At 72.2% G+C, this 10,982-nt stretch carries 12 protein-coding genes; 8 read left to right on the top strand and 4 right to left on the bottom strand.

Translation table 11 applies throughout. From position 1 onward, the window contains the following. Window positions 1-31: 31 nt before the first annotated feature. The 4 genes from V3T34_RS21905 to V3T34_RS21890 all read left to right on the top strand — a co-directional run bounded on the left by V3T34_RS21905 (window position 32) and on the right by V3T34_RS21890 (window position 2,264). Complete coding sequence (locus V3T34_RS21905) at window positions 32-718, top strand: uracil-DNA glycosylase family protein (RefSeq protein ID WP_305077359.1); 687 nt, start codon at window positions 32-34, stop codon at window positions 716-718. A gap of 57 nt (window positions 719-775) precedes the next feature. After that, entirely contained in the window at window positions 776-1,486 is a 711-nt protein-coding gene (pyrF, locus tag V3T34_RS21900) for an orotidine-5'-phosphate decarboxylase (RefSeq protein ID WP_060849913.1), read from the top strand. A 130-nt stretch (window positions 1,487-1,616) separates the two neighbouring features. Further along, complete coding sequence (locus V3T34_RS21895) at window positions 1,617-1,928, top strand: DUF1330 domain-containing protein (protein ID WP_288588072.1); 312 nt, start codon at window positions 1,617-1,619, stop codon at window positions 1,926-1,928. A 138-nt stretch (window positions 1,929-2,066) separates the two neighbouring features. After that, entirely contained in the window at window positions 2,067-2,264 is a 198-nt protein-coding gene (locus tag V3T34_RS21890) for a hypothetical protein (RefSeq protein ID WP_091887885.1), read from the top strand. 77 nt (window positions 2,265-2,341) lie between these two features. Here the strand turns inward: V3T34_RS21890 and rpsD are convergent, their stop codons facing one another. The 3 genes from rpsD to murI form a co-directional block, all read right to left on the bottom strand. Continuing rightward, window positions 2,342-2,959 (bottom strand): 30S ribosomal protein S4, encoded by a 618-nt coding sequence (gene rpsD / locus V3T34_RS21885; RefSeq protein ID WP_048430210.1) that lies wholly within the window; start codon window positions 2,957-2,959, stop codon window positions 2,342-2,344. Between the two features lie 228 nt (window positions 2,960-3,187). After that, on the bottom strand, window positions 3,188-4,009 hold the full coding sequence (locus V3T34_RS21880; protein WP_305077358.1) for an alpha/beta hydrolase: 822 nt from the start codon (window positions 4,007-4,009) through the stop codon (window positions 3,188-3,190). 10 nt (window positions 4,010-4,019) lie between these two features. After that, window positions 4,020-4,886 (bottom strand): glutamate racemase, encoded by an 867-nt coding sequence (gene murI / locus V3T34_RS21875; RefSeq protein WP_060849910.1) that lies wholly within the window; start codon window positions 4,884-4,886, stop codon window positions 4,020-4,022. 197 nt (window positions 4,887-5,083) lie between these two features. On the opposite strand from murI, the gene egtB reads away from it, so the two are divergent. The 4 genes from egtB (at window position 5,084) to V3T34_RS21855 (ending at window position 8,934) form a co-directional block, all read left to right on the top strand. Continuing rightward, on the top strand, window positions 5,084-6,349 hold the full coding sequence (gene egtB, locus V3T34_RS21870; protein WP_305077357.1) for an ergothioneine biosynthesis protein EgtB: 1,266 nt from the start codon (window positions 5,084-5,086) through the stop codon (window positions 6,347-6,349). 86 nt (window positions 6,350-6,435) lie between these two features. Beyond that, window positions 6,436-7,425, top strand: a complete 990-nt coding sequence (gene egtD, locus V3T34_RS21865; protein ID WP_060849908.1) for an L-histidine N(alpha)-methyltransferase — start codon at window positions 6,436-6,438, stop codon at window positions 7,423-7,425. 7 nt (window positions 7,426-7,432) lie between these two features. Continuing rightward, window positions 7,433-8,134 carry a vWA domain-containing protein gene (locus V3T34_RS21860; protein ID WP_288588079.1) on the top strand — a complete coding sequence of 234 codons (702 nt, stop codon included), beginning with the start codon at window positions 7,433-7,435 and terminating at the stop codon, window positions 8,132-8,134. Between the two features lie 44 nt (window positions 8,135-8,178). Further along, window positions 8,179-8,934, top strand: coding sequence for a DnaJ domain-containing protein (locus tag V3T34_RS21855; RefSeq protein ID WP_305077356.1), 756 nt, complete (start codon window positions 8,179-8,181; stop codon window positions 8,932-8,934). A gap of 334 nt (window positions 8,935-9,268) precedes the next feature. On the opposite strand, the gene V3T34_RS21850 is transcribed toward V3T34_RS21855, so the two are convergent. Beyond that, complete coding sequence (locus V3T34_RS21850; protein WP_305077355.1) at window positions 9,269-10,750, bottom strand: SPOR domain-containing protein; 1,482 nt, start codon at window positions 10,748-10,750, stop codon at window positions 9,269-9,271. Between the last annotated feature and the right edge of the window lie 232 nt (window positions 10,751-10,982).

The raw sequence follows: 10,982 nt of genomic DNA, 5'->3' as shown, positions 1-10,982 counted from the left end.
ACACGTTTAACCCCTGCCCTATATGGTGGGCATGACTTCCAGTTTTGGACCCGAGACGACTTCAGGGTGCGGCGCGAGCCGCACCCTTTTTTCATCCGCGCCGGACTTTGCCGAGACGGCCGCGCGGGTGCGCGCCTGCCGGCTGTGCCGCGAGGCGCCGCGCCACGGCCCGCCGCTTCCGGTCGAGCCCCGTCCGATCGTGCAGGGCACGGCGCGCGCCCGGATCTGCATCGCCAGCCAGGCCCCGGGCAACCGGGCGTTCCAGAGCGGCATCCCGTTCCAGGACCCTTCCGGCAAGCGCCTGCGCGAGTGGCTCGGCCTCGACGAGCCGGCTTTCTACGATCCCGACCTGATCGCGATCGTCCCGATGGGCGCCTGCTTTCCCGGCCACGATTCCAAGGGCGGAGACCTGCCGCCGCGGCGCGAATGCGCCGAGATCTGGCGCGCGCCGCTGCTCGCCGGCCTGCCGAACCTCGAACTGGTGCTGCTGATCGGCCAGTACGCACAGGCCTGGCATCTCGGCCGCCGGCCCGGCGGCCTCACCGAGACGGTCGCGGGCTGGCGCGAGATCTTTTCCGAGTCTCGACGCCCGCGCCTGCTGCCCCTGCCCCACCCGTCCTGGCGCAACACCCCGTGGCTGAAGAAGCACCCGTGGTTCGAGGCCGAGCTGCTGCCGGTGCTGCGGGCGGAGGTGGCGCGGCTCGCCGGCCGGGGTTGATTCCGGCCCGGACCCGTGATGGGTGCGCACGTTTGTCCCTTGCGTGACGGAGGTCCCGTGCCCGAGCCCATCAGCCCCCGCGACCGCCTGATCGTCGCCCTCGACATGGCCAGCACCGACGAGGCCGAGCGGCTGATCGCGCGGATCGGCGACGCGGCGAGCTTCTACAAGATCGGCTACCGCCTCGGCTATGCCGGCGGCCTCGCGCTGGCCGAGCGGCTGGTCCGGGACGGGCACAAGGTCTTCCTCGACCTCAAGCTGCACGACATCGGCAACACCGTCGAGGAGGGCGTGCAGTCGCTGGCCGGGATCGGCGCCACCTTCCTCACCGTCCACGCCTATCCGCAGACCATGCGGGCGGCCGCCGCCGGGCGCGACAAGGCGGGGACCGGCCTGAAGATCCTCGGCGTGACGGTGCTCACCTCCTACGACGACGCGGATGCCCGCGAGGCCGGCTACGCCTCGAGCGTCGCCGATCTCGTCGCCGCCCGGGCGGCGGCGGCCGGCGCGATCGGCATCGACGGCATCGTCTGCTCGGCGGCGGAAGCGCCGCAGGTCCGGGCGATCCTCGGGCCCGACCGGCTGATCGTCACCCCGGGCATCCGGCCGGCCGGGGCCGAGATCGGCGACCAGAAGCGGGTCGTGACCCCGGCCGAGGCGATGCGGGCCGGCGTCGACCACGTCGTGGTCGGACGGCCCATCACCGGAGCCGCCGACCCCCGCGACGTCGCCCGCCGCATCGTCGACGAGATGGCGGCGGCGCTCTGAGCAGACTTGCGTTGGCAAGCCAACGCTTCGCTCGCTCAGGTTCTTGTTTCGCCGTAGATTTTATCGAAAAACCGGCTGCCACTTTTGCGAAATCTGCTTAGAGTACAAGCAACGACAAGGGAGGAACCGCATGGCGAAGGGATACTGGGTCGGCCGAGTCGACGTCTCGAACCCCGAGGCCTATAAGAACTACGTCGCGGCCAACGGCGCCGCCTTCGCCAAGTTCGGCGGGCGCTTCCTCGTCCGCGGCGGCGCCTTCGAGGCGGTGAGCGGCACGAGCCGGGCCCGCAACGTGGTCATCGAGTTCCCGAGCCACGACCAGGCGCTCGCCTGCTGGAACTCGCCGGAGTACCAGGCCGCCCGCGCCAAGCAGGAGGGCGGCGCCGAGATCGACCTGATCGTGATCGAGGGCTACGACGGCCCGCAGCCGGGCGCCGCGTGACCCGAGGGCCGTGACATGGGGCGTCCCGCCTCCGGGACGCCTTGACCGTCGGGGACGGCGCGCCACCTCGCGATGGTCCGCGCGAGGCGGCGGACGGATACCCCTACCCCACCCGACACGCGAGGCGCCGCGCCGGCCATGACGGAAACCGGGACATCGGGCTGGCGCAGGGTCCTGCGCCTCCTCCTCACAGCGGTGCCGCCCCTCGTCGGGATCGTGCTGATCGGGCAGGCCGTGGTGGCCTCGATCGGCGGCGACATCCGCCGCTGGGAATTCGTCCTCGGGGCCGTGTGCCTCTGCCTGACCTTCGCCGGGCGGCTGGTGCCGGAAGAATAGGCGCGAAAACAGAAAAGCCGCCCTCGCGGGCGGCTTTCCAGAATTTCGCCAGGGTCTCGGTTCCTGTCGTCGCGCGATCAGCGCGAGTAGAACTCGATGACCAGGTTCGGCTCCATCTGCACCGGGTACGGGACCTCGGACAGGGTCGGCACGCGGGTCATGCGCGCGGTCATCTTGCCGTGGTCGACCTCGATGTAGTCGGGAACGTCGCGCTCGGCGAGCTGGCTCGCCACGAGGACGATCTCGAGCTGCTTGGACGACTCCTTGATCTCGATCACGTCGTCCGGCTTCACGAGGTAGCTCGGGATGTTGACGCGGACGCCGTTCACCCGGATGTGGCCGTGGTTCACGAACTGGCGGGCAGCGAACGGGGTCGCCACGAACTTGGAGCGGTAGACCACCGCGTCGAGGCGGCGCTCGAGCAGTCCGACCAGGTTCTCGCCCGAGTCGCCGCGCAGGCGGATCGCCTCGGCGTAGTAGCGGCGGAACTGCTTCTCGGTGATGTTGCCGTAGTAGCCCTTGAGCTTCTGCTTGGCACGCAGCTGCGTGCCGAAGTCGGACATCTTGCCCTTGCGGCGCTGGCCGTGCTGGCCCGGGCCGTACTCGCGGCGGTTCACGGGGCTCTTCGGGCGGCCCCAGATGTTCTGGCCCATGCGGCGATCGAGCTTGTGCTTCGCCTGAACGCGTTTCGACATCGCGTATCCTCTTAGATCTGCATCACGTTAAGAGAGGAACGCGCCCTCCTCCCCCCGGAACCGGGGCGACAGAGCGGCCGTGACGAGCCGCTCGCGGGTGCGCAAAATGCCGCGGGGCCCCAAACCGGAGCCCCGCGAACGAGGGGCTCTTAGGCGACGAAGCGTCCGGGGTCAACCCTCGGGGGTCTCTGTCATTCCCCGGGGCGCGGCCGAAACCGCACCTCGCTCTCATGGGCGCGGCCGGAACCGCGCTTCGGCCTCGCCGTCGCGCACGCCCAGGATCGAGACGTGGTCGCCCGGCAGCGCCACGAAGTCGGCGCCCGCGATCCGGGCGAGGCGCGCGCCGTACTTTTCCGGGATTACCGGGTCGGCGTCGCCGTGGACGATCAGGACCGGGACGGCGACCGCCGCGATCGCCCGGTCGGAGCGCCAAGTATCGGCGAGCAGGTGCGCCGGCAGGAGGCGGAAATGGTGCCGGGCCATCGCGGTCATCGAGTCGAACGGCGCCTCGAGGTATAGGCCGAGCACGCCCGCCGCCCCGGCCCGGGCCGCGACCGCCACCGCGACCGCCGCGCCGAGGGAGTGGCCGTGCAGCAGGACCGGCGCCCCGGGCGCGCGCCGTCGCGCCTCGGCCAGCGCCGCGAGGCCGTCGGCGATCAGGCCGGCCTCGCTCGGGCGCCCGGTCGAGCCCGGATAGCCGCGATAGGCCGGCGCCATCACGCCCCAGCCGTGGCGGCGCCAGGGTCCGGCCATGAAGCGCTCGGCGTGCCATTCCGGCAGCGAGGCGTTGCCGTGGAAGGTGACCACGACGCCCGCGCCCGGCGAAGGGGCCAGCCACAGGGCGCGCAGGCGCTCGCCATCGGGCGTCGCGATCGCGACCGTCCCGGCTTCCGGCGGCAGGCGCGCCCCGGTCACCGGCACCGGGCCGCCCTGGCCCGGATAGAGCAGGCTACGCTGGAACCACCAGAACGCCGCCACCACGGCGCCGTAGAGGGCCAGCAGCGCGAGGGCGAGGCCGCCCGCGACCCATACCGCCTGCCGCAGGCTCACCCGCTTCGTCTCACTGCAGCACGAGCGGCATCGCCTCGAGGGCGACGTCGGCGATGCCGCGCTCGCCGAGAGCCGCCCGCAGGGCCGGGGTCAGCCGGGCGCCGCTGGTGAAGGTGGCGAGGATCGGCCCCGGGATCTCGTCGCGGCTCGGCTGGCCGAGGAGCTGCACCATGCGCCGGGCCACCGCCGGGGCGGGGTCGATCCAGGTCACCGGCCAGGGGGCGATGCGCGCGTAGCGGGCGAGCAGCAGCGGGTAATGCGTGCAGCCCAGCACCACCACGTCGGTCCGCCCCGCCGGCGTCTCGACGAAGCAGGGGGCGATCTCGGCGAGCACGTCCTCGTCGGCGACCGGAAGGCCCGACAGCTCCGCCTCCGCGAGGGCGGCGAGCCCGGTCGCGCCGACGAGCGTCACCGCGCAGGCCCCCGCATAGGTCTCGATCAGGTCGCGGGTGTATTCCCGCCTCACCGTCCCGGGGGTCGCCAGCACGCTGACGAGGCCCGACCGGGTCGCGGTCGCGGCGGGCTTGATCGCCGGCACGGTGCCGACGAACGGCACGGCGAACCGCCCGCGCAGGGCCGGCAGCACCAGGGTGGTCATGGTGTTGCAGGCGATCACCACGAGGTCCGGCGCGTGGAGCGCGATCAGCCGTTCCATCACGGCGAGCACGCGGGACAGGACCACGTCCTCGGGCAGGGCGCCGTACGGGAAGGCGGCGTCGTCGGCGGCGTAGACGAGCTTCGCGTCGGGCCGGGCGCGGCGCACCTCGGCCAGCACCGTGAGGCCGCCGAGGCCGGAATCGAAGACGAGGACCACCGGCGCGCGGGTGAAGGGCGCCAGGGGCGCCGCAGCCGTGCCGGCCATCAGATCGAACCGCATGGGGGTGTGACCGAGAGGCAGATGAGAGGTTGCCGGCGAGAGTCCGGCGCGATCGTTAAGGCTTGGTCACTGCGGCGGCAAAAAGGCCCCGCTTCTCCCGTAGCCCACAAGCTGCGCGGTAACGCCGCGCCGGAGAAACGAGTTCCCCGGTTCCGCGTTGAGGGTGGGCAATCCGTCTACGCATGAGGGAAGATCCGATGGCAGCGACCGCGACCGCGCAGGCCCGAGAGGAAGTCCCCGTTGCGCGTCCCGCGTTCCCCCCACCCCCCGCCACCGCCCGGCCGATCGACCGCGACGCCTGGATCGCGGCGTTCCGCCACGTCCGCGACGAGACCGAGCGCCGCGCCGCGCCGCTCTCGCCGGAGGACCAGCAGGTCCAGTCGATGGCGGATGCGAGCCCGACTAAGTGGCACCGCGCGCACACGACCTGGTTCTTCGAGCAGTTCCTGCTCCAGCCGATGGTGACGGGCTACACGGCCTTCGACGAGCGCTTCTTCTTCCTGTTCAACTCGTACTACGTGCAGGCGGGCCCGCGCGCGCCGCGGATCAGCCGCGGCCTCGTCACCCGGCCGACCTGCGACGAGGTCGCGGCCTACCGCGCCCATATCGACCGCGCCGTCGCGGCCCTGATCGCCGAGGCGCCGGCCGACAAGCTCGCCGAGATCGTCGCCACCCTGGAGATCGGCCTGCACCACGAGCAGCAGCACCAGGAGCTGTTGCTCACCGACATCCTGCACGCCTTCGCGCAGAACCCCCTCCTGCCGGCCTACGACGAATCCTGGCGCTGGCCGGCCCTGTCGCAGCGCCCCGGCACGGTGGCGCTCGACGGCGGCGTGACGCAGATGGGGCATGCGGGCGAGGGCTTCCACTTCGACAACGAGGAGCCGCGCCACGACGTGCTGCTGCGGCCGGTCGGGCTGTCGCGCGCCCTCGTCACCAACGGCGAGTGGCTCGAATTCATGCAGGACGGCGGCTACGCCAAGGCCGAGCTGTGGCTCTCCGACGGATTCGTCGCCGCGCAGAGCGAAGGCTGGGAGGCGCCGGGCTACTGGCGCCAGCGCGACGGCGTGTGGTCGAGCATGACGCTCGCCGGGCTGAAGCCCGTCGATCCGGCCCTGCCGGTGACCCATGTCAGCTACTACGAGGCCGACGCCTTCGCCCGCTGGGCCGGGCGCGACCTGCCGACGGAGGCCGAGTGGGAGGCCGCCAGCGGCTCGCTCGACGCCGCCTTCGGCCATGTCTGGCAATGGACCCGCAGCGCCTATTCCGCCTACCCGGGCTACCGGCCGCTGCCGGGTGCGCTCGGCGAGTACAACGGCAAGTTCATGGTCAGCCAGTTCGTGCTGCGCGGGGCCTCGGTGGCGACGCCGGAAGGCCACAGCCGGCCGACCTACCGCAACTTCTTCTATCCCCACCAGCGCTGGCAGTTCACCGGCCTGCGTCTATCTCACTACGGCGCGTGAGGCACGGCCGGAGCGACCTCGATCTGGATCTGCCTCGACACGGGCCTTCCCCGGGAGGCCCGCCCGACCTTCGGAGTTTGACGCCCGTGAACGCCCCGCTTCCCCACCTCGCGCCGAGCGCCTCCCTCGACGACACCGCCGACAAGGGCTTCCTGCGGGATGTGCTCGCGGGCCTCGGCGCCCCGCACAAGCACCTCTCGGCGAAGTACTTCTACGACCGGCGCGGCTCGGAGCTGTTCGAGGCGATCACCCGCCTGCCGGAATACTACCCGACCCGCACCGAGCTCGCGATCCTCGACCGGTACGGTCCCGAGATCGCCGCCGGCCTTCCGCCCGGCGCGGCGCTGGTCGAGTTCGGCAGCGGCTCCACCACCAAGGTGCGCCGGCTGCTGCCCCATCTCGGCGACCTCTCCGCCTACGTGCCGGTCGACGTCTCGGAGGAGTTCCTGCGCAGCGAGGCGGAGGAGCTTTGCCGCGACTTCCCGCGCCTGCGCGTCGAGCCGGTGGCGGCGGACTTCACCAAGCCGTTCCCCCTGCCCGACGACCTCGCCGAGGCGCCGAAGGCCGGCTTCTTCCCGGGCTCGACGATCGGCAACTTCGAGCCCGACGCGGCGGCGGGCCTGCTCGGCAGCTTCGCCCGCACGCTCGGAGCCGGCGCGACGCTCATTGTCGGCATCGACCTCGTCAAGGAGAAGGCGGTGCTGGACGCCGCCTACGACGACGAGGCCCAGGTCACGGCGGCCTTCAACCTCAACCTCCTCACCCGCATCAACCGCGAGCTCGGGGCGGATTTCGACCTCGACGCCTTCGCGCACCACGCCTTCTTCGACGAGAACCTGGGGCGGATCGAGATGCACCTGGTGAGCCGGCGCAGCCAGCTCGTCACGGTGGCGGGGGTGCCGTTCCACTTCGCCTCCGGCGAGACGATCCACACCGAGAACAGCTACAAGTACACGGTGCCGGGCTTCCGGGCGCTCGCCCGCCGGGCCGGCTGGGAGCACACCCGGGTCTGGACCGACGAGGACGGCCTGTTCTCGGTCCACGCGCTGACCGCCTCCACCATCCGGCGGCACTGAGCGCGCGATGGGCGGGTCCGGCCGCGACCTCGACGGCGCGCGGTCGGCCGCGGTCGACGCCTTCCTGGAGACGGCCCGGCAGGTCGCCGCGCCGGCCGGCGACGCGCCACGGCTGGTCTTCGCCCTCGACGCGACGATGAGCCGGCAGCCGACCTGGGACCTCGCCTGCGCGGTCCAGGCCGGGATGTTCGAGGCCACCGCCCGGCTCGGCGGGCTCGCGGTGCAGCTCGTCTACTTCCGCGGGCTCTCCGAGTGCCGGGCCTCGCGCTTCGTCGCGGATGCGCGGGCGCTCACCGGGCTGATGCAGGGCGTGACCTGCCAGGGCGGACACACCCAGATCGGCCGGGTGCTGCGCCACGCCCGCAACCTCGCCGGCCGCGAGCCGGTCAAGGCGCTGGTGCTGGTCGGCGACGCGGTCGAGGAGGCGCCCGACGACCTCTGCGCCGTGGCCGGCGAGCTCGGGCTGCTCGGGCTGCCGGCCTTCTGCTTCCACGAAGGACCGGACCCCGATGCCGCCGCGGTGTTTGCCGAGATCGCGCGCCTGAGCGGCGGGGCCTTCGCCCGGTTCGACGCCGGCGCGCCCGATGTCCTCGCCGCGCTGCTGCGCGCCGCAGCCATCTTCGCCACCCGGGGACTCGACGGATTGCGCCTCGCCGCGCAAGAGGATGCGGCGGCGCGCCGGCTCCTCGCCGGGATGACCGGCGGGTAGGACGGTTCTTCCATGAATCTCGAGACGAAGGTGACGTTGACCGAATGATCGCCCTCGGCCTCGGTGTCCTGGTCCTCGTCGGTCTGTGGTGGCTCGGCCGCCACTACGCGACGGCGAACCCCTCGACGATCGCGCGGGTGATCCGCCAGGCCGGCGGCTGGCTGGCCCTCGCGGCGGCGGCTCTCCTGTTCCTGCGCGGGCGCTTCGACATGGCGGGCGCCCTCGGCCTCGGCGGGGCCTGGCTCCTCGGCTGGCGCCAGGGCGCGGCCCTGCCCTTCGGCCTCGGCAGGATGGGCTTGGGCCGGATGGGCCTGGGCCGGTTCGGTGCCGCCCCCCCGCGGGCGGACGCGGTCTCGCGGGTGCGTTCGGCCATGCTGGAGATGGAGCTCGACCACGCCAGCGGGGCGATGCGCGGCACGGTTCTGGCCGGCACCCTGGCCGGCCAGGCCCTCGACGGGCTGGCGCAGCCGCGCCTCGTCGCGCTGCTCTCCGAGTGCCGCGCGAGCGACCCGGAGGGCGCCCGGCTGCTAGAGGCTTATCTGGATCGCCGGTTTGCCGGATGGCGCGTAGACGCTCAGGCTGACCGAGACCCGCGGCCGGGCGGTCCGGCGCAGCCAGGGCCGATGTCGGAGGAGGAGGCCTATCAGATCCTGGGGCTTCAGCGCGGGGCGCCCCTCGAGGACGTGCGCCGGGCGCACCGGACCTTGATGAAGCGGCTTCACCCGGACCAGGGCGGGTCCGACTACCTGGCGGCCCGCGTCAACGCGGCCAAGGACTTTCTGCTCAACCGACATCGCTGATGCTCCACGCGCGTGTCGACGAAGCCGCGGCAGGAACGCGCCGCGGCGGGGATGTTGTTCGCAGTCTCGACGAGTCCAGCGCGGGATCCCCTCCTTAGGCGATGCCGGGCTTGCCCGGTATCGCTGCAAGGAGAGGGGTAGGGGTGAGGGTGCCACGGTCCTGAGTCAGGCTCCGACCAGTCCGTTACCAGCACGACGCTCGGCGCTTGACACGGTAGCGTGTCACCCTCACGCGGGATCTTCGATCCCCCGGCCCCTCTCCCAAACGGGAGAGGGGGACCCGCGTCCTTTCCTGTTTCGTCTCGGCCCTTCCGGAGAGAAGGGAATCCCCGTCCTAGCTCCGGGTCGCGAAGCAGGTGAAGCCGTTGCGCTTGAGCGCCTTGCAGGCGTCCTGCGCGGCCTCCGCCTCCGAGAAGCCGGAGAACCGGGCGCGGAACAGCGTGGTGCCGCCATGGGTCACCCGCTCGGTGAAGGGCGCGGCCTTGCCGAGCGCGCCGCCGCTGCGCTGGCGCGCCTCGGCGAGCATCGACTTGGCCTTGCCCTCGTCGTCCATGGCGCCGAGCTGGATCACCCAGGGCGAGACCGTGACGGGCTTGGCCGCGGGTGCGACGGCCTCGCGCGGGGCGGGCGCGGGCGCGCGGGCCTCGCCCGGCTCGGCGGTCGGCAGGCGCGAGGCGTACTTGCCGCCGGGCGCCGGGAAGGCGGGCGCGGCCGAGGGGGCGTAGGCCTGGGCGCTCGCCGGCACGGCGCCGGGGGCGCCGGCGCGCCACTTCGGGGTCGCGCCGCCGCGCGGGGCGATGTCGAGGGGCTGGCCGGTGGAGTTCGTGGTCTCGACCGCGTCGTCCTCGTCGGCCGACGCCACGAGGGTACGGGTCGCGGCGGGCCGCTCGGCGACGACCGCGGGGCGGGGCCGCTCGGCCACCTCGATCACCGGCGCCGAGGTGCGGGCACCCGCATAGGCCACCGGCAGGTTGGCCTGGACGAGCTTCGCCATGATGTTGTCGCGGCTGGCGCCAGACTTGCCGCCGAGCACCACCGCCACGATGTGGCGGTCGCTCGTGCGGGCCGAGGTCATCAGGTTGAAGCCCGAATCGCGGGTGTAGCCGGTCTTGATGCCGTCCACGCCCTCGATGCGGCCGAGCAGGTGGTTGTGGTTGCCGATCACCCGGCCCTTGAAGGCGAAGGAGCGGGTCTGGAAGTAGCGGTAGTATTTCGGGAACCGGTCCTGGATCGCCCGCGCCAGGATCGTCAGGTCGCGCGCGGTGGTGATCTGGTCGGAGTCGGGCAGGCCGGAGGCGTTGGCGTAGTGCGTGCGGCTCATGCCGAGCGAATGCGCCTTGCGGGTCATCATCTCGGCGAAGGCGGGCTCGGAGCCCGCGATGTTCTCGCCGATGGCGCAGGCGATGTCGTTGGCAGACTTCGTCACCAGCGCCTTGATGGCCTCTTCGACCGTCACGGTCGAGCCCGGGCGCACGCCGAGCTTGGAGGGCGGCATCCGGGCGGCGTTGGCCGAGACCGTCAGCGGCGTGTCGAGGTCCATCTTGCCGCGCTCGAGCTGCTCGAACAGCAGGTAGAGCGTCATCACCTTGGTGATCGAGGCCGGATGGCGCAGGGCATCCTCGTTGACCGCGTGCATCACGCGGCCGGTCTTGGCATCCACCACCATGGCGGCGTAGGGCGGATTGTAGCCCCCTCCCCCGCCGTGGTGGGCCCGCCGACGCGCCTCGGCGGGCGAGGCGGTGAGGGCCGTCAGCACCGCCGCGGCGGCGAGCACGGCCGGCAGCGCGGGTCCAGATTGGCCGTGAACGCAACGCATCACGCACATACCCCGTTCGATTGCAGAGGGCGCCCGCGCCCCTGAGGGCGGCACCCTGGACCGACGGCGCCCTGCGAGACGGCGTGGCGCGGCGGCATCACTGTCAATCAGGCTAGGGAGGCGCGGTTACGCCCCGGTTAATTCGACTCGAATTGTCTCGATTGTGCGACGCACAACGACCCTTGACGAATTTTGTGCGGTGCACATATTGCGGTCGGCGGGGCGCGACGCG

This window comes from Methylobacterium ajmalii, from assembly GCF_036448855.1.
GTDB classification, from domain to species: Bacteria; Pseudomonadota; Alphaproteobacteria; order Rhizobiales; family Beijerinckiaceae; genus Methylobacterium; species Methylobacterium ajmalii.
The sequence above is the reverse complement of the archived record's forward strand: the minus strand, read 5'-3'. Positions and strand labels throughout refer to the sequence as shown.